Here is a 21,399-nt window from a genome sequence, read left to right as displayed (position 1 = left end):
CCGCAACGGGCCTCGATCCGCAGTTGAGACCAAAATCTCGCCCCACACTCATTTTTTGCGAGACATGCCAGGTTTTAGGATGATTAATGGATTCGCGGAAATGCAAGGGTCCTGCCCTTGCGCGACAATCGGGGGATGTGTCCGTGGGCGATATCGAACAAGAAACGCAATCTCAGGATCTCTTCGAATTTCACCCGGAACCCGCCGCCGGGACGGGGGCCTCGCCCGACCAATTCGAGGCGGAGATGCGTGATTTCACCATCTTGAGCGTCGATGACGACGCGATGTTCCAGAACTCCCTCAAGCTCTCGCTTTCGGGCTACACCTATCGCGGCGTCGCCCCGCGTATACTGACTGCCAGTTCTGCCAACGAGGCGGCCAAGCTTCTGCTCGAAACGCCTTCAATCGCGGTCCTGCTGCTCGATGTGGTGATGGAGACGGACGATGCGGGGCTCCGACTGGTCCGCACGATTCGCGAAGTTCTCGGCAACTCGCAGCTGCGTATCGTGCTTCTCACGGGACAGCCGGGTATCGCGCCGATGCAATCGTCGCTCGAGACCTACGATATCGCCGATTATTGGCTGAAAACCGACCTGACCAACGAGCGGCTTCACAGCATTCTTACCGCGAACCTCAGGACCTTCGAGCAGATCGATGTGCTGAACCGTGCCCGCCGAGGCCTTCAGAGCATTGTCGAGGCGAGCAACAGCCTGGCGAAATCCTCGGGATTTGAGGATTTCTCCCGCCGGATGATCCACGAACTGGCCGCACTTCTCGGCGTCAGCGAGGACGGCATCGTCTGCGTCCGCGGGCGTGACCGCGAACATCCGCCGAAGATCATCGGCTCGGCGGGACGGTTCGCTTCGGCCCTCAACCAGACCCTCGACACCATCAACGACCAATCAATCCGGGAATTGATCCAACGCTCGCTGGACGAACAGGCAAACATCGAGACGGAGAAGGCGCAGGTTCTGTTTTTCGCGGGCCAGGCGGTCGCACCTGCGGCCGCAGCCTACATCGCGACAAACAGGCGGATAGACGACACGGAGCGGGAATTGCTGCGGGTCTTTGCCACCAATATCGGCACCGGCCTGATCAATGTCGCGCTGACGAGCCAGCTCGACCGCATCGCCTACGAAGACAGCCTGCTCGAGATCGCGAACGGCAACGCGCTGAGGCGTGGCATTCAGGCGGCACTCGAGATTCCTCCGCCCCGCAGGCGGAAGGTCCTGTTCATCGAACTCAACCAATATGCGAGAAGCTGCGTCTCCCTCGGCGTCGAACAGGGCGATCATTTGCTGCGCGCCTTCGTGAAGCGCCTGGCGGCGGCCTTTCCGCCGCCCTGTATGATCGCCCGTTTGCATGAAGACGTATTTGCCGTGCTTGGCCCGGAATATCTGGTGCGGATCGACTATGTAAACCGCCTCGAAGCGGGCGCCCAAACCCCCGAAGCGCTGTTTTTCGGCGCCGAGGCGGCGTCTCTGGATCTCAATCACTTCACCTCGGCTCAAACCGTCATAGCGACAGGACTTCTGCTCCTGAAGAAGGCCGGACTGAAGGGGACGAGCGGCCAACTCATCGAATACGATCCGAATGTCGAAGAGGAAACGCGCCGCCGGTTCGCTCTTTCGCAGCAGCTTTACAAGGCTGTGCTCAACCGGGAAATCACTGTCGTTTTCCAGCCGCAGATCGACCTGACCGACAATCGGATTGTTGGCGCGGAGATCCTGGCGCGGTGGACGCGCCCGGATGGATCGACGATCTTTCCGGCGGATTTCATTCCGCTCGCGGAGGCGAACGGGCTGATCGTGCCCCTGGGTCAGCAGATCCTGGAACAGGCCTGCAGCGCGCTCCGCTCCATCGACGAAGCGGGATTTCCAGGGATCACCCTCGGCGTCAATGTCTCGCCGGTGCAGCTTGGACGAAAGGAATTCATCGACGAACTGATCGCGACCATCCACCGCTATGGCTTGTCGCCGGATCGGCTGGAACTGGAGATTACCGAGACCGTCGCCATGGAAGAGCAGCAACATGCTGACGACGTCCTCTCCATTCTCAGACGCAAAGGATTTGCCATCGCCATCGATGATTTCGGCACGGGCTATTCTTCCTTGGCAAAGCTCCGCTCCCTGGAGGCTGCCACACTCAAGATCGACCGGTCCTTCATTGCCGGTCTCGGCGGTGCCGGCCAGAACGAGACGATCGTTGAGATGATCATTCGGCTTGGCGAGCGCATGAACATGCGTGTCCTCGCCGAGGGTGTCGAAACAGAGCAGCAGGCGGAATGGCTGCAGTCGAGGCGATGCATCCTGGCGCAGGGCTTTCTCTACGCCCGTCCTGAGCCGTTCGAGCAGTTCCTGGCCAGGCTGCAAAATTCGTCTGTCAAGACTGCGTAATTGCCTATGATCCGCTCGTCCGCAACTCGCATATTTCCGTCGCTCCGGGCCGTTTATCGCCATCGCAGGCGGCTTGCCATCTTCGTGGTACCCTGGGTCGTGGGACTTGGCATCGGCGTTCCATTGCTCTGGCATCAGATCGGCGTGAATGCGCGAGAACCTCAGGTGCGCAACAGGGAGGAGACCCTGTCGCAAGGCTATGACATTCTCGGTCGGGCCCTGGACCGGCTGGGCCGCGACGCCCTGTTTCTGGCCGACCTGCAATCGCGCTTCGGCGAAACGACCACTCGGCTTGCTCCGTTGAGCGCTGAAATCTTCCAGAGTTTCGCCGCCAGCTCGCCGGATTACGATCAGGTACGGTGGCTGGATAATGACGGCAATGAACGGCTGCGCGTCAACCGCCGCAGCGGCGCTGAACCGGTCGTCGTGAGCAGCGAGCAGCTGCAGAACAAGGCGGACCGGCCCTATTTTCGCGATACGATTCAATTGCCGCTGAACGGCCTCTATTTCTCTGCCCTCGATCTGAATATCGACAACGGCGTGGTCGAGGTCCCCCATCTGCCGACATTGCGCGTTGCAAGTCCTGTCTTCCGCAACGGGATCAAGCAGGGCATCATCGTTATCAACTACCGCGCCACGCGGTTGCTCGAACGCCTGAAGCGCCTCGACAGGAGCGTCGAGCTCTATCTGATGAACCAGGCCGGATACTGGCTCCAGGGCCCAAATGCGGATGCGAACTGGGGCTGGCAGCTCGGGGCCTCAACGCCCGGCCCGGCTGAGGTAGAGATGTTGCGGGCGATCGGCAAGGGGGACAGGGGGCTTTTCGGCAGTAGGGACGGAGATTGGAACTACCGTCGCTTCCAACCCGGTGCTGGCTTGCTGGCAACAGGCGAAGTCGCGGAAAGACGTGCCGCGGATGCCGACCTCTATCTGCTCGCCCGTGACTCGGCGGCCGCGATCAACGACCAGGAAACGAGGGGAAAACTCATTCTCGGCGTGGTGGCGGCAATCCTTGCCGCCGTGGCGCTGGCGGTAACGGGACGTCTGGCCAACGGCATGGAGGCCGAAGCGGAATGGGCGCGGCAAATGGAGGACACGAACAAAACGCTGCGCGAGACCAATGAAAAACTGAGCGTAACCCAACGGGAACTTGCTAGGGCCGAACGGCTATCGTCGCTGGGCCTGATGGTTGCCGGCGTCGCCCATGAGATGAACACGCCGCTTGGAAGTGCTGCACTCGTGCTCAGCAAGGCCGCCAAGGATCTCAGGCTGTTCAAGGAACGGATCGTGGCGGGGCTGCGCCGCTCCGATCTCGACCTCTATATCGCAGACAGCGACGTCAGCCTCGATCTGGTGCGCGACGCCGTTCATCGATGCACCGCGCTGGTTCAACGGTTCAAACAGGTTGCAGTCGACCGCGCGACGCTGGAGAGACGGGATATCGATCTTGCCGCATTCATTCCCGATGCCGATCCGCGCCTGCGCAAATGGGACGCCAGCGCCGGCATCAGCCTGACGGTGAACGTGCCTGATGATCTGGCGATCACCACCTATCCGGGACCGTTTGCCCAGGTCCTGTCGAACCTCCTCAACAACTCGCTGCTGCATGCCTTCGATGCGGGCAAACCCGGCATGATCATCATCGATGTTCGGAGAATGGGGGAGCAGGTCCTCATCGAGTTTACTGACAACGGCCGCGGGATCAACGAGACGGACATCCAGAAGATATTCGAACCGTTCTTTTCCACGGCCCGTCACAGCGGCGGCACGGGCCTCGGGCTGCATATCGTCCACCAGATCGTCACCGAAGTACTCGGCGGATCGATCACCGTCGAGAGCCCGCCGACCGGCGGGGCCCGCGGCACCCGGTTCATCATCCGGCTTCCGAGAGTTGCTCCGGCACGGGCGGAAACCTGAGCACCTCCTCAGATCCCGGCATACCATTCGTAACCGCGATCCTCCCAGAAACCGCCGCTGCCTCCGTAAAGACGGCCGAGATCGGCAACCGCTTCGATGCGTGTCAGATATTTCGCCTGTTTATAGCCAAGCTGGCGCTCGACACGCAGCCGCAGCGGCGCGCCATGGGCAACTTCAAGGTCGCGGCCGTTCATCGTGTGGGCAAGGATGGTCTGCGGATGGAAGGCATCCACCAGATCGATGCTCTCGTAGTACCAGCCGGTGCCATCGAGCGTCTTTTCGTATTCGTCGGCACAATGGAAGACGATGTAGCGAGCTTCCGGCTTCAGGCCGACCGTCTTGAGCAGCGCACCCAGCGGCACGCCGGTCCATTTGCCGATGGCGCTCCAGCCTTCGACGCAGTCGTGCCGGGTGATCTGGGTGCGGGCCGGCAGCGCCTTGAGTTCAGCCAGCGACAGCTGCATCGGCTTGTCGACCAGACCGCCAACATCCAGCTTCCAGGTCGAGAACTGCTGGTTCATCCAGTCGAGATATTGCGGATTGTCCGGCATGCTGGTGCCGTTGGCGCGAAACACCGGCGAGAGATCCGCCTCAGTGAACTCGCGCGCCAGCGCATCGTCGCCGAGCAGGAAACGCTGGCTCTTCATCGAGAACCCTTCGGCGATCTTGAGGACGGATTTCGTCCGGTCGCTTTCGACAAGCGCGTCGCAGCCGCTCAAGCCGAGCGCCGAAGCCGTCATGGTCGCGCCGATCAGGAAGCGGCGGCGGGTGAGGATGCGGCTCATAGTTTGCCTCCCTTTATGTCCCCTTGATCGATGGCGTAGTAACCAGTGATCATCGAACGCAGATTGTTGAAGACGCCCGACAGGATCACCATCGCGACGTGGACAACCACGAAGGCGGTGAGGGAAAAGGCCGTCAGGAAGTGGATCGTGCGGGCTGACTGCCTGCCGCCGAATATATCGAGCAGCCAGGGTGCCACAGCGTCGAAGCCGGGCGACATGGTGAGCCCCGTGAGGATCATCAACGGCAGGAGCAGGAAGATAACCGCAACATAGGTTAGCTTCTGCAGCGTGTTGTAATGCCGCGCTTCCGGCCCTTTCGGAAACCGCAGCCGGGCGTGATTGACGATTTCATGGCCGATGTGGGCGGGCGTCAGTTCATTTCCCGCGGGTAAGAGATCGCGGCGGAAATGGCGGCTCAGCAGCCCGTAGGCGAGATAGATGAAACCGTTGATCACGAACAGCCACGCAAAGAAGAAATGCCAGCGCCGGCCTGTCGCGAGGTCCTGATAGCTCGGGATCGTCAACCAGTCGGGGAAACCGCGCGCGGTCGCCTCGCCGTCGACCTGCGAGAGGCCGAGAACCCCGGTCGTGTTGAAGGACAGCGAACCGATGCGGGTCACGCCCTTGGCCTTGTCGCCATCCTCGACCGCCTCCATGGAAATGAAGGACGGATCGTTGTCGGCACCGTACTGGCCCCAATAGAGCGCCGGATGCGCATTGAATATCTGCAGGCCGCTGAACAGCAGCACGGTCATGCAGAGCACATTCACCCAGTGCGAGAGGCGCACTAGCAGGCTGTGGCGGTAAATGACCGTCCGGCCGGTCGCAACGTCGGCATCGATCGTGGCCATGGTATTTCCTCCGAATGCGGGAAGTGGGCTCCAGCAGATAGACGCGGCCGCCGGACAAAAAGTTTCAGCGGCCGCGGTCAGATCATTTCACGGCATTATTTCATTGCGTCGCAGGCCTTCATCATCTCGGACTTCTTCATCGTGTTCTTTTCCATGCCGGCCTTGTGCATGCAGTCGGTCTTGGTGCCGGTCGCCATGGAATCCTTCTTCATCGAATTCTGCTTCATGGTGTCGGTTTTCATGGTGTCCTTCTTCATCGTGTCGGTGCTCGTGCTGCTCTGGGCGTTCGCCGCGCCGGCAAGCGAAAGGCCGACGACGAAGGTGCAGGCTGCAAGGCTGGAAAGAAGCTTGGTCATGGGATGTCCTCCTGGATCAATCGATGTGTCCGCCGGCTGCCTGCCGAGGGCTCACAACCATCAATTCGACCCACGCAGAAAGTCGTTACAGCTTCACGGTTATGTGATAGGCCGAAAGCATTCGAAATATTTTCCATTCCACCTGTAACCGTTTACGTGCTTTTCCGAATGATCATTGAAACAGCATGACGAGCGCCCATTCGGAAGAAGCCCTGAAGGCTATGATGCTTCTGTCCCTCGATGGGGACGAGGCAGCCTATCGGCGTTTGCTCAACGCGGTGCGTGTCCTGCTAGTCGGATATTACAGCCGCCGGATGGCTGCTGCAACGAAAGCGGACATGGAAGATCTTGTCCAGGAGACATTGCTGGCATTGCATTCGCGCCGGGAGACCTACGATCGCGAGCGACCGTTCACGGCATGGTTCTTCTCGATCGCCCGCTACAAGCTGATCGACCACCATCGCGGCCGCGGCGGCCGGATGATGGCGGAAACGGAGCTCGGCGAGGATTTCGAGAGCGACAACCATGAGGAAGCGATCTCCGCGCGGATGGATGTCGAGCGGCTTCTGGAAAGCCTGCCGGCGAAACAGCGGGAATTGATCCGTCAGGTGAAGCTCGAAGGCCAGTCGGTGGCCGACACGGCGAGCCGGACCGGTCAGTCGGAATCGGCGGTCAAGGTCGGCATTCACCGAGGGCTCAAGGCACTGGCGGAGAAACTGCGAGGCGGAAAGTGAGAAAGACGGACGACATCATCGACAGCCTGGTAGGCGACCTGAAGCCGGTGCCGCGGCATGCGCTGGCGCGCCGCTTCGTGCTCGGCGTCCTGCCGGCGCTCGTCGTGTCGCTGGTACTGATGCTGGCGATCCTCGGCCTGCGCATCGACATGGCGGAAGCGCTGATGCTGCCGGTGTTCTGGATCAAATCCGCCTACAATGCGCTGCTGGCGATCGCCGCTTTCCTCGCCGCCTATCATCTGGCACGGCCTGACGGTTCCAGGGGACGGTTCTTCCAGACCGCGGCGGCGATCGTTGCGATCATGGCTGTGGTCGCCGTGATCCAACTGATGATGTCGCCGGCCGAAAACTATTCCAAAATGATCATCGGATCGTCGGCGCTGCATTGCCCGCTGCTGATCTTCCTCTTCGCGCTTCCGGTATTTGCAGGAAACGTGTGGGTGCTGCGCCATGGCGCACCGACTGATCTGAAGCTGACCGGCTTCATCGCCGGCATCGCGGCGGGTGCTGCCGGCGCCTGGGTCTATTCCTGGTTCTGCACCGAGAACGGCATGCCCTTCGTGCTCATCTGGTATTCGCTCGGCATCCTGCTGACCGGCATTGCCGGTTCGCTTCTGGGACCCCGGCTGCTGCGCTGGTGAGCGGGCGGGAACGCCTCACATCCGATATTTTCATTGGCCCGCCGTTTTGTTCCGCCACAATTCAAATACGGGAATCCAGCCGCAAATCTGCTCGGCTGGATATCAAAAAATTAGGATTTTGGAAAAATGGTACGGTTGGGGGGTCTCGAACCTCCGACCTCAGGTGCCACAAACCTGCGCTCTAACCAACTGAGCTACAACCGCACAAGCGCCCTTGGGCGCCGTTGGGGGGTCACATACGGCGATCGGACTTTTTTTGCAAGTCCTATCCCGCAAATAGAAAGTCCTTTCCCGCAAATAGAAGAGGCCGGAGCATGCTCCGGCCTTCTCCTTCAAATCAGGCTCTAAAAATTAGGCAGCCTTGAAGGTCGTCATGACCTTTTCAGCGGCTTCCTTGCCGGGCTTCGTCACGTCTTCGACGATCTTGCGGGCGGTGTCCTGCATGGACTTGGCCTGCTCAACCGTGATTTCGGCCTGCTTGCGGATGAAACCAGTCTGCAGTTCGATCAGTTCGGCAAAGGACTTCACGCCGAGCAAGGATTCCATATGGGTTAGCGAGTTTTCAGCATTGGTACGCAGTGCGTCGATCGCCTTGAGGCCGAGTTCGACAGAGCCAGCCTGTGCCGACTGCATTGTGGATTCCACCGTCTTGGTGGCTTCCTCGGCAGCGGATTTCATCTTAGCATAGGCTTCGCGAGACTGGGTGGCGCCCTTTTCAGCGAAGTCGCGGAAGCCTTCGGTCATCTTGGACGGATCGAAAGCGGAGAAGGAAAAGATATCGTCGGTCTTGTATGCCATCGTTTCAGGTCCTCGTTGGCGATTTCTTCGGCAGAACCGAAGATGTCATGCCTCTTATATAGACCATCTCGTTGTGCATTGCAATATCATTGTGCGGTGCACAATAAAATGAATCCCGGAATTAACCCTGTCGGAGGTTTGGATAGCGCCGCTCTCGACCCGAAGGCAGGGGAAGGTTATTAACAATCCGTTAAACTACGTAGAAATCCGGTCACAAACGTCCTGTAGGTTTTGCCTATGTCCGCAGTCCAATACCCGTTCATCGATATTGCCGTGCACGAGCGCGTCCGCGATCGTTTTGCGGCGGGCGAAGCGATCGTGCTGTTTTCTCCGGACATGCAAAGCCCTCTCTGGGCGAACGGGCGCGGCGCCGATCTTTTCGGCTTCGGCTCCATCTACGATTTTCTCGACCAGGGTCCGAACCGCGTCGATATAGCCTTCCGCCAGATCGAAGCGGCTGCGCGCCAGCTCGGCGAAGTCGGCGACATCCGCAACCTGACGATCCGCGTCGCTTCCGGTTTCCAGCGCATTCCCGTGCAGGCGGTCTGCGAACTTGTTCAGGTTCAGGGCGAAGCGGCGGTACTGTTCAGCGCGCCGGTGGAACGAGGCAGGCTCTCACCCTCGGCCTCTGCGGCCCGGATGATCGAAGGCTTCGACGATCCCGATACGCATATGGCGGTGATCGACGAAAACGGCGAGGTGCTCGCCGCCTCGGCCGAGTTCGCGGGGCTCGGCGTTTCCACCCACACCGCCAAGATGATGACGACCATGGCGGGCGCCGATCCGAGCCGCCTCGTCAAGCGCCCCATCCCCACCTCCAAGGGCTACCTGCCGGCTGCGATCGGCAAGCTTTCCAACGAACCGGCCCTGCACCTCCTATTCACGGTCGAGACCGAACAGGGCCGGGCCACCGCCGCGAACGGCTACGAGCCGCGCGATGATGCGCCGGCGAATGCCGAAGCCGTCGAAGAAGCCGTGGCCGAACTTACCGCAAGCGATGACACCGCAGACTTCGCGGCCGAGCCCGCGCCTGCCGACGGTTTTGCCGATGTGATTGCCGCCGTGTCGGAGATCGTCGACACGGAAGAGCCGGAAGAAGAAATTTTGCTGGAGCCCAGCGAAAATTTTGCTCCCGTCCACGCCGCTGCTTCCGAGGAACCGGTAGAAGAGGTCGCGCCTGAAACGGCAGCACCGACCGCGGAAATCGATGCTGTTTCCTCGGCAGCAACGATCGGGGCGGCGGAAGAGGTCGTTTCCGAAACCGCCACCGAAGAAACCGTGGCTGGCGAGCCTGAGATGGTGGAGGCGGCGCCTGCAGCCGAACCCGCAGCCGCCGAAATTGCCGCGCCGGAACCGGACGGTTTCGTTTTCCGCCGTGACGGGCGCGCGACCCGTTTCGTCTGGAAGATCGATGCCGAGGGCCGGTTCAGGGAAGTTTCGAGCGAATTTGCCGACGCTGTCGGCCCGCATGCCGCCGATATCAACGGCATGGCCTTTACCGATCTGGCCGCCCTCTTCTATCTTGACCCCGAGGGCAAGATCACCGAACTGCTCAACAAGCGCGATACCTGGTCCGGCAAGACGATCTGGTGGCCGGTCGAGGGCACGTCTTTGATGGTGCCGGTCGATCTCGCCGCGCTGCCGACCTATACCCGCACCCGCGAGTTCGACGGTTTTCGCGGTTTCGGCATCGTGCGCATCGGCGATGCAGCCGAGGATCCGAACGCAGTTGGCCTGACGCTGACCCGCGCCGTGCCGGAGGATGTGGCCGAACCGGAAGCTGAGGCTGTTTCCGAAGCCTATGAGATGCCCGCCGATGCAGCGGACTTGGCGCCAGTAGACGATCTGGCCGTCGGGCAGGACGAAGCCATCGATGCGCCAGCTGGGATAGGCTCGGCCGAAGACGCAAACGCTGAAAGCTCCGCGAGTGCAGAACCGGCTGCAGAGGCTTCTGCGGCCGAGGAGCCAGAAGTCGCGGAAGATGCCGAACAGCCGGCGGCGGCCGAAGACATATCCGCCGATGCGACACCATCCGAAGACTTGCTTGCGAAAGACCTGCCGTTGGAGCCTGCCCCGGAGGACAGGCCGCAGCCGTCCATGTCCGGCCGGCAGATCCCTTCGCTGCTCGACTGGCCGGCCGGCGAACGCCCGGCGCTCCGGATCGTCGAAAACGCCGGCCGCCGCCATTCCGACAAGGTCATCCAGCTCGAGGAGCGTCGCTCCAACCGCCGCGACGGGCTGACCCCCGTCGAACAGGCTGCTTTCCGCGAGATCGCCCGCCAGCTCGACAATTTCGTCGGCCGCCGCAACGAGGAAAAGAAGCCGGAGACCTCGACCGAGGCGGAGGTACCCGCTGTCGAACCGAACGAGCCGACCGCGATAGAGCCCACCCAGCTCGAACATGAGACTGTGCGCGAGGAACCTGTCGCCCCCGTTTCAGAAGAGATTTCCGAGGAAGAGGCGATCGCATTCGCCGAAGAAGCGAACGAGGCTTTTGCCGACGCGCCGATCGAGCCCACTGAAGAGGTGGAAGATGCCGCAGAGGCGCTCGCCGACCCGCATCCGGAGCTGTCCGATCGTGAACTGTTGAGCCAGATGATCCCGGTCCGCGAGCGGATCGGTCTTTCCGCGGAAATCGTCGACCAGATGCCGGTGGCGCTTCTCGTGCACAGTGGCGACCTTTTGATCCACGGAAATCCGGAATTCCTGCGGCTGACCGGTTATGCTTCGATCGACGAACTGGCGGAAGTCGGCGGTCTCGATGCGCTGCTGCAGCGCCAGGATCTCGAAGGCAAGACGGCTGAGGCCGGCGGCATGGTCGTGGTGCGCGCCGACGATGAACTGGTGCCGGTGACGGCACGCCTTCAATCCGTCCGCTGGGACAATTCGACTGTCCTCATGCTGGCGCTGATGCCAGTCGTGGCCGAGGTACAGGCCTCCACCGAGGACGGCCAAGCGGCAGAAGTCATTCCGTTGCGCGCACCGCGCGCCGCCGACCAGCTGGCAAAGCTGCAGGTCGAGGTGACGGAACTGCGCGCGATCCTGGAAACCGCCACCGACGGCGTGGTCATCATCGGTGCGGAAGGCGACATCCGTTCGCTGAATCGGGCGGCGAGCGCGCTCTTCAACTACGATAATGAAGAGATCAGCGGCAAACCCTTCGTCACGCTGTTTGCGCATGAGAGCCAGCGGGCGATCCTCGATTATCTCGCAGGCCTTGCCGGCCACGGCGTCGCCAGCGTCCTCAACGACGGCCGCGAAGTGATCGGCCGCGAAGCTTCCGGCGGCTTCCTGCCGCTGTTCATGACGATCGGCAAGCTGACCTCCTCGAACGGTTATTGCGCCGTCATCCGCGACATCACCCAGTGGAAGCGCACCGAAGACGAGCTGCGTACCGCCAAGCGCGCCGCCGAGACCGCAAATGCCCATAAGAGCGAATTCCTCGCCCATGTGAGCCATGAAATCCGCACGCCGCTCAACGCGATCATCGGCTTTGCCGACATGATGGCGAGCGAGCGCTTCGGCCAGATCGGCCATGCGCGTTATGTCGAATATGCCAACGACATCAGCCGCTCCGGGCGGCATGTGCTCGATATCGTCAACGACCTCCTCGACATTTCCAAGATCGAGGCGGGCGAGATGGAGCTCGATTTCGTCGCCGTCGGCCTCAACGAGGCGGTGTCGGAAGCCGTCTCGCTGGTGCAGCCGCAGGCAAACGGCCAGCGCGTCATCATCCGCACGGCGCTCTCGCATGCCGTGCCTCAGGTGGTCGCCGATCCGCGTTCGATCAAGCAGATCGTGCTGAACATCCTGTCGAACGCCATCCGCTTCACGCCCTCGGGCGGCCAGATCGTCGTCTCCACCGCCTACGAGACCAATGGAAACGTGGTACTTCGTGTCCGCGATACCGGCATCGGCATGACCCGCTCGGAGCTGGAGCTTGCCATGAAGCCGTTCCGCCAGGTGTCGAGCGCCTCGCACAAGCGCGGCGACGGTACCGGTCTTGGCCTGCCGCTGACAAAGGCGATGGTCGACGCAAATCGCGCCGCCTTCGCGATCACTTCCGCGCCGAACGAGGGCACGCTGGTGGAGATCACCTTCCCTTCGCCGCGGGTGCTGGCGAACTGATCAGGAGATTGTAACCGGGTTTGGCATCGTCACTGCCGCAGGTAATACCCTGTTTCTCGCCAACGGGACACGGTTGCGATCGAACCTATCAGCATCTCAGAGTTGAGAATAGCGTGAAAAGAAAGGCAGCCGAAGCTGCCTTTGAAGTTTAATGCTGTCCAACGAGGGTCGGTGGAGACGTCATGTCTATGAAAGCTCGCGGCTAGGCGTATTTCATACACGAGACGAAACCATGTTGCTCCACTTTTGATCAAAGCGGCTTAATAGCGCGTTAACGGCGCTCCATTTCTGGAATTTATGCTGGAGATGTACCGTATCGATACATCTCGCCTCGTCGGGGATACCCGGCCATTCAGCTTTTCAACTCGGCAAGGCCGTCGAACAGATCAAGCGCTTCCGGGTTGGCGAGCGTCTCCTTATTCCTGACCGCCCGGCCGTGCACGACGTCGCGGACTGCGAGTTCGACAATCTTACCGGACTTGGTGCGGGGGATATCGGCGACCTGAATGACCTTGGCCGGCACGTGGCGCGGCGATGCGCCGGTGCGGATGCGGGCCTTGATCGCCTTGGCGAGATCGTCACTCAGCGTCAGGCCGTTCGCGAGGCGGACGAAGAGGATGACGCGGACGTCGTCGTCCCAGTCCTGGCCGATGCAGATGGCTTCCACGACCTCCTCCATCTGCTCCACCTGATTGTAGATCTCGGCGGTGCCGATCCGCACGCCGCCCGGATTGAGCGTCGCGTCCGAACGGCCGTGGATGACGATGCCGTCATGTTCGGTCCATTCGGCGAAATCGCCGTGGCACCAGACATTCTCGAAGCGCTCGAAATAGGCGGCGCGATATTTCTGGCCTCCGGGATCGTTCCAGAACATGAGCGGCATGCACGGGAAGGCCTTGGTGCAGACGAGCTCGCCCTTTTCCCGGCGCACCGGCTTGCCGTCGTCGTTCCAGACGTCGACGGCGAGCCCCAGGCCCGGCCCCTGGATCTCGCCGCGCCAGACCGGCTTCAGCGGATTGCCGAGCACGAAGGTGGAAACGATGTCGGTACCGCCCGAAATCGAGGCCAGATGCACGTCGGATTTGATGCCTTCGTAGACGAAGGAAAAACCTTCCGGCGAGAGCGGCGAACCGGTGGAGATGACGAGCCTGAGCGCGGCCAGATCGTGGCTCTGCTTCGGTGCGATGCCGCCCTTGCGGAGCGCGTCGATGTATTTTGCCGAGGTGCCGAACACCGCGAACTTTTCAACTTCGGCATAGTCGAACAGGGCATTGCCATCCGGCGCAAACGGCGAACCGTCGAACAGGCAGAGCGTGGCGCCGACTGCGAGGCCTGACACCAGCCAATTCCACATCATCCAGCCGCAGGTGGTGAAATAAAACAGCCTTTCGCCAGGCTCGAGGCCGCAATGGAAGCGATGTTCCTTGAGATGCTGTAGTAGCGTGCCGCCGGCCGAATGGACGATGCATTTCGGCACCCCGGTCGTGCCGGACGAAAAGAGAACGTAGAGCGGATGGGAGAATGGCAACGGCGCGAACTCGATCGACCGCGCCTCGTAAGGCGCCGTGAAATCCGCCAGCATGCGGCCATCGTCAAGCGATGCGGCCAGTGTCGGCGCGTCGCCCGCATAAGGCACGACCAGAACCGGCGTCTTCAGCACCTCGGAAACTGCCCTCACCTTGGCGGCGACGTCCTGAAGCTTGCCGTTGTACCAGTAACCGTCGCAGGTGATGAACAGTTTTGGGTCGATCTGGCTGAAACGGTCGAGCACGCCCTGTTCGCCAAAATCAGGTGAACAGGAAGACCAGATGGCTCCGATCGAGGCCGCGGCCAACATGCAGGCAATCGTTTCCGGCATATTGGGCATCATCGCGGCAATGCGGTCGCCCTTCTCGATGCCAAGCCCCCTGAAGGCTTGCTGCAGGCGGGAGACTTCGGCGCGAAGCCTATCCCAGGACCAGCGATAGCGCACCTTGTCCTCGCCGCGGAAGATCAGCGCGTCTCCGGCGCCTGTTCCGGAAAGTAGATTTTCTGCGAAATTCAGCGTGGCATCAGGGAAAAACCGGGCGGCAAGCATGTCTTCGCCGTTGATCAGCACTCGGTCGCCGCGCTCGCCCTTGACGCCGCAGAATTCCCAGACCGCGGACCAGAAATCGGCGCGCTCGCCGATCGACCACGCGTAGAACGCATCATAGTCGAGGAAGACTTTGCCAAAGCGCTCGGCGCACCAGCTGATGAAATGATAAAGCGGGGTTTTCTGCTGTACTTCCGCCGAGGGGCTCCAGAGCGGCTGTTCATTGCCCATTCCCATTCCTCCACCCTCGGAGAACCCCACCCCGACATCGGAACCAGGGTTCTGCCCCATCTCCATCCACGCCAGATCCTGCGAGGTCGCAGCGTATCGGTTTTTATAGCATGTTGCACCGCATTATAAAGGAGACCGCCAGGGAAGTTTCACGGATTTGCGCGAACCCAGCATTTCCTATAATGCGCGTGTGATCATGCTCACCAACCCGTTCGGACATCTGCGGAAGAACCTGAGCCGCCCGCTGGGCCGGCGGTCGCGCCGCGTTCTGATCGGCGCCATCATCGCAGTGTGCCTCTTTTCGCTTTTCCAGCTCATCGCGCCGTTCCTGGTTTCATCGACCGTGGTACGCGAAAGCATGGAGCGGGCGGTCGCCGAATGGACCGGCCACGATGTGACGATTGAGGGGACGCCGGATATCCGCTTCTGGCCGGAGCCCAGGATCACGCTCAGGGAGATCACCATCCGCAAGCAGGCGGAAGACGGCGAGCGGGTACTTGGCCGGGTCTCGCGGCTGTCGGCTTCTTTCGATCTTCTGCAGGCTCTGCTCGGACGGCCGGAGTTCAAGGATTTTCGCCTCACAAACCCGGAGATCTATGTCCTCAGGGAGGCCGACGGCAGGCTCGACTGGGCGAATGACGGGCTGCTCAGCCGCGCCGTGCGCGATGCACGGCCGGACGGCAGCAGTCAGGCACTGGCGACGGATGACGATGCGCGGATGGGCGATGTCCGCATCAGCGACGGGATGTTCGAAATCTCCGACGTCGCCAGTGGCCGGGTCACGCGGTTCCAGTCGATCAACGGCACGCTCGACTGGCCCTGGCTCTCACGGGGCCTGGAACTGAAGGCAGATGCCTATCTCAACGGCCAGGCGCTGACGCTGGACATGAACTCGACGCAGCCGCTGCTGCTGCTCTCAGGCAAAAGCGGCAATATCTCCGGCACGATGGCGTCCGCTCTCTTTCATGGCCAATTCCGCGGCGTCGCCAATCTGGCCGCGCATGCGTTTCTTTCCGGCGATGCAGAACTGACGGTTCCCGACCTTTCGACGGCAATGCGCTGGGCCGGGCTGAACTTTGCCGGTGTCGAACGCCTGAAGAGCTTCTCGTTGAATACCCGGCTCGTCACCAACGAAGACATCCTGCGCTTGGACAACCTGTCCCTCGGGCTGAACGACGCCAAGGCGACCGGCATACTCGATCTCGTGCTGCCGCCGGACCGGCCGGCGAGGCTCACCGGTACGCTCGCTTTCGACCGGATGGACCTTTCCGCAGCGCTTGCCGCCATCGCGCCGCGCGCCATGGGTGACACCAGTCGGGGCAATAGCCATCTCGCAGGCCTGGAACTCGACCTGAGGCTTTCTGCCCAGCAGGCGACGCTCGGGCCTTTCCAGCTTTCGGAAGCCGCCGTAAGCATCATGAACGTCGGCGAGCAATCGCGCATCGACATCGCCGACAGCGATTTCGAGACCGGCCGACTGACCGGCCGGATCGCCACGGTGAAGGGCGGTACGGCCGGAGCCGTGGCGTTGCGCCTTGCCATCCAGGACGCGGATTTCGGCAATATCGTCAAGGAACTTGGCCTCGCCGGCCCGCTTCCGGCGGCGCGCGGGTCGCTGGATCTGGCGCTCGACGTCGATCGGCCGCTGGAACCGGAAGCTTGGCGCAATGCGAAAGGCACCCTACGCTTTCGGACGGACCGCGGCTCGCTTTCCGGCGTCAACCTTGCCGGTGTCCGGCAGCTTGCAGCTCAAAAAACCTATTTTCCGCTGAGCGATGCCGGCAGCGGCAGCCTGGAATTCGACCATATCGACATCTCTGCCAACCTCGCGGATGGTTCGGCGGATATCCGCGAAGGAAAGATCACCGGCCCTTCCGAGAACCTGACGCTTTCCGGCGTTGTTCCCTACATCAACAGCAGCCTCGCGCTCTCCGCAACCATTGAGCCGATTGCGCAGGGCACCAAGGCGGCACCGCTGATGGTCTTCATCGGCGGCTCCTGGCCGAACCCGGTCATCTGGCCTGTTTCGCAAACTCCGGCGAAGCCCCTACAATGAACCGAATCAACCGGATGGGGGTTATCTGGTGTCGAGATTCCTGATCAGTCTATGCAAGGCGCTGCTCGCCTGCCTCATCATGGGCGCAGTGCTCAGCTTCTTCGGCATCACCATGCCGACGCTACTGGCGCTCCTGCATCTGACGCCGGACGATATCAGGGTCGGGCTCGAAAACGCCTATATCTGGTCGGTGCCGCGCATCGTGCTCGGCGCCGTCATCGTGCTGCCGGCGTGGCTGCTCATCTATATCTTCCTGCCGCCGCGGGGCGAATGATCGTCAGGTCGCGTCGCGAGCGGCGACATGCTCATCGCGGATGCGGCGCATTTCCGTCTGCTTGGTGCTGATCGAGGCGATGATGACGCCGATCGTCACCAGCCCGATCAGGATGGTGCAGATCGCATTGATCTCCGGTGTGACGCCCAGGCGCACCTGGCTGTAGATCTTGATCGGCAGCGTCGTGGCACCCGGCCCCGTCGTGAAGCTCGCGATGACGAGGTCGTCCAGCGACAGGGTGAAAGCCAGCATCCAGCCGGCGATGACGGCGGGGAAGATCAGCGGCAGGGTGATCTTGAAGAAAGTCTTGACTGGCGGACAGCCGAGATCGAGCGCCGCCTCCTCGAGGCTGAGGTCGAAGGTCAGCAGCCGCGACTGCACGACGATCGCCACGTAGCACATGGTGAATGTCGTATGCGCGATAACGACCGTCCAGAAACCGCGATCGATACCGACGGCGACGAACAGCAACAGCAGCGACAGGCCGGTAATCACTTCCGGCATGACGAGCGGCGCATAGATCATCCCGGAAAATAGCATCCGGCCGTGAAAGCGCGTGAACCGCACCAGGGCAAGCGCCGCAAGCGTGCCCAGCACCGTGCCGATCGTGGCGCTGATGACGCCAACGCGTGCGGTCACCCAAGCGGCGTCCATGAGGCCCTGGTTCGACCACATGGTGCGATACCATTGCAGCGAAAACCCGCCCCAGACAGTGACGAGCTTGGAAGCATTGAAGGAATAGACCACCAGGATGATGATCGGGATGTAGAGGAAGGCAAAACCGAGGGTCAGGACGGTGGCATCGAAGCGGGAGGATTTCATCTCAAACCACCTTCTTCTGCTGGTTCTGGAAAATCATGATCGGCACGACCAGCATGATCAGCAGGATGACCGCTACGGCCGATGCCAGAGGCCAGTCGCGGTTGCCGAAGAACTCCGTCCACAGCGTCTTGCCGATCATCAGCGTATCGGCACCGCCGAGCAGATCCGGAATGACGAACTCGCCGGTGATCGGAATGAAGCAGATCATCGAACCGGCGATGACGCCCGGCAGCGACAGCGGAAAGGTGATCTTCCAGAACGCCTTCCAGGGCGGGCAGCCGAGATCGCTTGCGGCCTCCAAGAGCGTATTGTCCATCTTCTCCAGTGCCGAATAGAGCGGCAGGACCATGAAGGGCAGGTAGGAATAAACGATTCCGATGAAGACGGCATAATCGGTGCGCAGGATCTGCACCTGATCGTCTACGCCAAGAAGGCCGACCGATCGGAACAGCAGCGTCAGCAGTCCGTCGGGCTTCAGGATGCCGATCCAGGCATAGACGCGGATCAGGAACGACGTCCAGAACGGCAGGATGACCAGCATGACCAGCGTTGGCCGCAGCATCGTCGGCGCGCGAGCCATGGCGAGCGCCATCGGATAACCGATCAGCAGCAGCAGGAAGGTGGAGATCACCGCGATGCGCAGCGAAGACAGATAAGACTCGATATAAAGCGGATCGCCGGTCAGGAACAGGTAGTTGTCGAAGTCGAGTTGCGAGACGAAGTCGCCGAATGCGTCGAACCCTTCAAAGAGCGGCGTATAGGGCGGCATGGCGATCGTCGTCTCCGACAACGATATCTTGAAGATGATCAGGAAGGGCGCTGCGAAGAACAGCAGCAGCCAGACATAGGGAACCGCGACCACCAGCCAGCGGGCGGGATTGGGTTTGTTGGCGGGGTGGGTTTCGGAAACGCTTGCCATCTCCTTGTCCTCCTCAGCGCGTCAACACGAGGCCGGCATCGAGCGGCCAGGTGAGCCACACCATGTCGCCGAAGGTAATCGGCCGGTCGACGAGGCGGGAGACGTTGGCCTGCGCCGCACGCACCACTCGGCCATCCGCGAGCCTGACGAGAAAAACCGAGAAGTCGCCGAGATAACCGATGTCCCAGACTTCGCCGTAAACCGCATTGGCCGAGATATCGGCCGGCTGGTCGGGCGAGATACGCACCTTTTCCGGCCGCACCGCGAAAGCGACCTTGTCGCCCTTCACCGCCTGGCATTCCTGCTCGACGGAGACGGCGATGCCGTCGCAGTCGATCCTGACCGAGCCCGGTGCGCCGAGCGCGCTGTCCGTCGAGGTGACGGTGCCTTCGAGGATATTGATGTCGCCGATGAAATCCGCAACGTAGCGGCTGTTCGGCGCTTCGTAGATCTCGGCCGGCGTTGCCACCTGCATGATCAGGCCCTTGTCCATGACCGCGATACGGTCTGACACGGTCATCGCCTCTTCCTGGTCGTGGGTGACGATCAGGAAGGTGAGGCCGAGCTTGGTCTGCAGGTCCATCAGCTCGAATTGCGTCTCTTCGCGCAGCTTCTTGTCGAGCGCACCGAGCGGTTCGTCGAGCAGCAGCACCTTGGGGCGCTTGGCGAGAGACCGGGCGAGCGCGACGCGCTGGCGCTGACCGCCGGAAAGCTGGTTCGGCTTGCGTTTGGCGAACTGTTCCAGCTTGACGAGCTTCAACATCTCCTCGACGCGGTCGGCGATCTCGCCCTTCGGAAGATTGTCCTGCTCCAGGCCGAAGGCGACATTCTTTTCGACCGTCATATGCGGGAAGAGCGCGTAGGACTGGAACATCATGTTGGTGGGCCGGCGATAGGGTGGCACGCCGGAAATATCCTTGCCCTGCAGCAGGATTCGGCCTTCGGTCGGCTCCTCGAAGCCGGCGAGCATGCGCATCAGCGTCGTCTTGCCGCAACCGGACGGCCCGAGCAGCGAGAAGAACTCCCGCTCGTAGATATCGAGCGTCAGGTTATCCACGGCGGTGAAGGTGCCGAACCGCTTGGTGATGTTTTCGAAACGGATGAACGGAACTGCTGAAGGATCAGCCCAGGGAGAAAATTTGCGTTTAACCGGCCCAAGAGATTTCGCCATGCCTTACCCCATTTCGCCCCGATGGCCGCCCGAAAGTAATCGGGGCAGACGTTTCCGCCTGCCCCGCCCTTGATCAGCTACCGGTCTTGATCTGCGTCCAGACCCGGTTCAGGACCCGCTGCTCGCGCGGCCCGTATGGCGAAATGGTGAAGAGCTTCTTGACGACGTCTTCCGGTGGATAGGCGGAGGGATTTTCCAAGACTTCCTTGTCGATGAACTTCTGCGAAGCCAGGTTGCCGTTGGCGTATTGAACGAAGTTGGAAGCCTTGGCGATGACTTCCGGCTTCATCAGGTAGTTGATGAAGGCATGCGCCTCGTCGACATGCTTCGCGTCCGCGGGGATCGCGAGGTTGTCGAACCACATATACGTGCCTTCCTTGGGAATGACGAACCGGATCTTGACGCCGTTCTTGGCTTCCTCGGCGCGGGTCTTGGCCTGCAACACGTCGCCCGACCAGCCGATCGTGATGCAGCTGTCGCCATTGGCGAGTTCATCGATATAGGCCGACGAATTGAAGGTCTTCACCGACTTGCGAATTTTCGAGTAGACGGCGCCGCCGGCTTCGAGGTCCTTGGTGTCCTTGCTGTCGGGATTCTTGCCGAGATAGTTCAGCGCGATCGCAAAAGTCTCGTCGGATGCGTCGAGGATGTTGATGCCGCAGGACTTCAGTTTTGCGGCGTTTTCCGGCTTGAAGAGAACATTCCAGCTGTCGATCGGCACGTCGCCGAGTGCGGCCTTCACCTTGTCGACGTTATAGCCGATGCCGGTGGTGCCCCACATGTAGTTGACGGCATACAGATTGCCGGGATCGTATTTCGCCAGCCGCTCGGTAACCACCGGCCACATGTTGGAAAGGTTGGGCAGTTTCGACTTGTCGAGCTTCTGGAACACCTTGGCCTGGATCTGGCGGGCCAGGAACGGGCCGGTCGGCACGACGACATCGTAACCGGAGCCGCCAGCCAGAAGCTTGGTCTCCAGCATCTCGTTGTTGTCGAACACGTCGTAGATGACCTTGATGCCGGTCTCCTTGGTGAAATCCCCCAGGATCGATTCATCGATATAGTCCGACCAGTTGTAGACGCGGACTTCACGCTCCTGGGCCAGAGCAGCCGTCGCGGCGAAAGCCGCCGCGGCAACTGCGGCGGCAAGGCTGAGCAAATGACTTTTCATGATCTCTCCTGTTCCAGTTTTGTCTGAGCAATCGTCAAATCGCGCCTAATTCCCTTATATTTTTTCGCGAGAGTA

The 21,399-nt window shown here is 61.2% G+C and carries 16 protein-coding genes and 1 tRNA gene; 7 read left to right on the top strand and 10 right to left on the bottom strand.

Annotated elements, in window-relative coordinates:
- Positions 1-245: 245 nt before the first annotated feature.
- Complete coding sequence (locus tag MOV61_RS07315; RefSeq protein WP_247136114.1) at positions 246-2,396, top strand: bifunctional diguanylate cyclase/phosphodiesterase; 2,151 nt, start codon at positions 246-248, stop codon at positions 2,394-2,396.
- A gap of 84 nt (positions 2,397-2,480) precedes the next feature.
- Positions 2,481-4,313 carry a sensor histidine kinase gene (locus tag MOV61_RS30425; RefSeq protein ID WP_247136113.1) on the top strand — a complete coding sequence of 611 codons (1,833 nt, stop codon included), beginning with the start codon at positions 2,481-2,483 and terminating at the stop codon, positions 4,311-4,313.
- Between the two features lie 8 nt (positions 4,314-4,321).
- Here the strand turns inward: MOV61_RS30425 and MOV61_RS07305 are convergent, their stop codons facing one another.
- The 3 genes from MOV61_RS07305 to MOV61_RS07295 form a co-directional block, all read right to left on the bottom strand.
- The gene (locus MOV61_RS07305) at positions 4,322-5,098 is read right to left on the bottom strand and encodes a molybdopterin-binding protein (RefSeq protein WP_247136112.1); all 777 of its coding nucleotides are present in this window, start codon (positions 5,096-5,098) and stop codon (positions 4,322-4,324) included.
- Positions 5,095-5,949 carry a cytochrome b/b6 domain-containing protein gene (locus MOV61_RS07300; protein ID WP_247136111.1) on the bottom strand — a complete coding sequence of 285 codons (855 nt, stop codon included), beginning with the start codon at positions 5,947-5,949 and terminating at the stop codon, positions 5,095-5,097. Before MOV61_RS07300 ends, MOV61_RS07305 begins: the two co-directional genes overlap by 4 nt.
- Positions 5,950-6,044: 95 nt before the next feature.
- On the bottom strand, positions 6,045-6,305 hold the full coding sequence (locus MOV61_RS07295) for a pentapeptide MXKDX repeat protein (RefSeq protein WP_038539907.1): 261 nt from the start codon (positions 6,303-6,305) through the stop codon (positions 6,045-6,047).
- 185 nt (positions 6,306-6,490) lie between these two features.
- Between MOV61_RS07295 and MOV61_RS07290 the strand changes: the two genes are divergently transcribed.
- Together MOV61_RS07290 and MOV61_RS07285 are read left to right on the top strand one after the other, a co-directional pair.
- Positions 6,491-7,039 (top strand): sigma-70 family RNA polymerase sigma factor, encoded by a 549-nt coding sequence (locus MOV61_RS07290; protein WP_247136110.1) that lies wholly within the window; start codon positions 6,491-6,493, stop codon positions 7,037-7,039.
- Positions 7,036-7,680: an NrsF family protein gene (locus tag MOV61_RS07285; RefSeq protein WP_247033495.1), complete on the top strand. Its 645-nt coding sequence runs from the start codon at positions 7,036-7,038 to the stop codon at positions 7,678-7,680. The genes MOV61_RS07290 and MOV61_RS07285 overlap by 4 nt, the downstream gene beginning before the upstream one ends.
- A gap of 127 nt (positions 7,681-7,807) precedes the next feature.
- Here the strand turns inward: MOV61_RS07285 and MOV61_RS07280 are convergent.
- Both MOV61_RS07280 and MOV61_RS07275 read right to left on the bottom strand, forming a co-directional pair.
- A tRNA-His gene (locus tag MOV61_RS07280) sits at positions 7,808-7,884 on the bottom strand.
- Positions 7,885-8,031: 147 nt separating this feature from the next.
- Positions 8,032-8,478, bottom strand: a complete 447-nt coding sequence (locus MOV61_RS07275; protein WP_038539897.1) for a phasin — start codon at positions 8,476-8,478, stop codon at positions 8,032-8,034.
- Between the two features lie 237 nt (positions 8,479-8,715).
- Between MOV61_RS07275 and MOV61_RS07270 the strand changes: the two genes are divergently transcribed.
- Positions 8,716-12,606, top strand: coding sequence for an ATP-binding protein (locus MOV61_RS07270; RefSeq protein WP_247136109.1), 3,891 nt, complete (start codon positions 8,716-8,718; stop codon positions 12,604-12,606).
- A 352-nt stretch (positions 12,607-12,958) separates the two neighbouring features.
- On the opposite strand, the gene MOV61_RS07265 is transcribed toward MOV61_RS07270, so the two are convergent.
- Positions 12,959-14,911, bottom strand: coding sequence for an acetoacetate--CoA ligase (locus tag MOV61_RS07265; RefSeq protein ID WP_247136108.1), 1,953 nt, complete (start codon positions 14,909-14,911; stop codon positions 12,959-12,961).
- A 157-nt stretch (positions 14,912-15,068) separates the two neighbouring features.
- On the opposite strand from MOV61_RS07265, the gene MOV61_RS07260 reads away from it, so the two are divergent.
- Positions 15,069-16,967: an AsmA-like C-terminal region-containing protein gene (locus MOV61_RS07260; protein WP_247136107.1), complete on the top strand. Its 1,899-nt coding sequence runs from the start codon at positions 15,069-15,071 to the stop codon at positions 16,965-16,967.
- Between the two features lie 28 nt (positions 16,968-16,995).
- Positions 16,996-17,241: a hypothetical protein gene (locus MOV61_RS07255; protein WP_038539882.1), complete on the top strand. Its 246-nt coding sequence runs from the start codon at positions 16,996-16,998 to the stop codon at positions 17,239-17,241.
- Positions 17,242-17,244: 3 nt separating this feature from the next.
- Here the strand turns inward: MOV61_RS07255 and MOV61_RS07250 are convergent, their stop codons facing one another.
- The 4 genes from MOV61_RS07250 to MOV61_RS07235 form a co-directional block, all read right to left on the bottom strand.
- Positions 17,245-18,063, bottom strand: coding sequence for an ABC transporter permease (locus MOV61_RS07250; RefSeq protein WP_247136106.1), 819 nt, complete (start codon positions 18,061-18,063; stop codon positions 17,245-17,247).
- A 1-nt stretch (position 18,064) separates the two neighbouring features.
- A complete protein-coding gene (locus MOV61_RS07245) occupies positions 18,065-18,982 on the bottom strand; it encodes an ABC transporter permease subunit (RefSeq protein ID WP_247136105.1) in 918 nt (305 codons plus the stop codon).
- A gap of 13 nt (positions 18,983-18,995) precedes the next feature.
- Positions 18,996-20,153 (bottom strand): ABC transporter ATP-binding protein, encoded by a 1,158-nt coding sequence (locus MOV61_RS07240; protein ID WP_247136104.1) that lies wholly within the window; start codon positions 20,151-20,153, stop codon positions 18,996-18,998.
- Positions 20,154-20,226: 73 nt separating this feature from the next.
- A complete protein-coding gene (locus tag MOV61_RS07235; RefSeq protein WP_038539870.1) occupies positions 20,227-21,324 on the bottom strand; it encodes a polyamine ABC transporter substrate-binding protein in 1,098 nt (365 codons plus the stop codon).
- Between the last annotated feature and the right edge of the window lie 75 nt (positions 21,325-21,399).

The sequence above is a fragment of the Neorhizobium sp. BETTINA12A genome (assembly GCF_023006485.1).
GTDB lineage: Bacteria > Pseudomonadota > Alphaproteobacteria > Rhizobiales > Rhizobiaceae > Neorhizobium.
The sequence above is the reverse complement of the archived record's forward strand: the minus strand, read 5'-3'. Positions and strand labels throughout refer to the sequence as shown.

Excerpts from the sequence above, each read along its gene's own strand:
- MOV61_RS07305 (WP_247136112.1), bottom strand. The coding sequence starts at position 5,098 with ATGAGCCGCATCCTCACCCGCCGCCGCTTCCTGATCGGCGCGACCATG.
- MOV61_RS07275 (WP_038539897.1), bottom strand. The coding sequence starts at position 8,478 with ATGGCATACAAGACCGACGATATCTTTTCCTTCTCCGCTTTCGATCCG.
- MOV61_RS07300 (WP_247136111.1), bottom strand. The coding sequence starts at position 5,949 with ATGGCCACGATCGATGCCGACGTTGCGACCGGCCGGACGGTCATTTAC.
- MOV61_RS07295 (WP_038539907.1), bottom strand. The coding sequence starts at position 6,305 with ATGACCAAGCTTCTTTCCAGCCTTGCAGCCTGCACCTTCGTCGTCGGC.
- MOV61_RS07245 (WP_247136105.1), bottom strand. The coding sequence starts at position 18,982 with ATGGCAAGCGTTTCCGAAACCCACCCCGCCAACAAACCCAATCCCGCC.
- MOV61_RS07235 (WP_038539870.1), bottom strand. The coding sequence starts at position 21,324 with ATGAAAAGTCATTTGCTCAGCCTTGCCGCCGCAGTTGCCGCGGCGGCT.
- MOV61_RS07315 (WP_247136114.1), top strand. The coding sequence starts at position 246 with ATGCGTGATTTCACCATCTTGAGCGTCGATGACGACGCGATGTTCCAG.
- MOV61_RS07250 (WP_247136106.1), bottom strand. The coding sequence starts at position 18,063 with ATGAAATCCTCCCGCTTCGATGCCACCGTCCTGACCCTCGGTTTTGCC.
- MOV61_RS07270 (WP_247136109.1), top strand. The coding sequence starts at position 8,716 with ATGTCCGCAGTCCAATACCCGTTCATCGATATTGCCGTGCACGAGCGC.
- MOV61_RS07265 (WP_247136108.1), bottom strand. The coding sequence starts at position 14,911 with ATGGGCAATGAACAGCCGCTCTGGAGCCCCTCGGCGGAAGTACAGCAG.
- MOV61_RS07240 (WP_247136104.1), bottom strand. The coding sequence starts at position 20,153 with ATGGCGAAATCTCTTGGGCCGGTTAAACGCAAATTTTCTCCCTGGGCT.
- MOV61_RS07290 (WP_247136110.1), top strand. The coding sequence starts at position 6,491 with ATGACGAGCGCCCATTCGGAAGAAGCCCTGAAGGCTATGATGCTTCTG.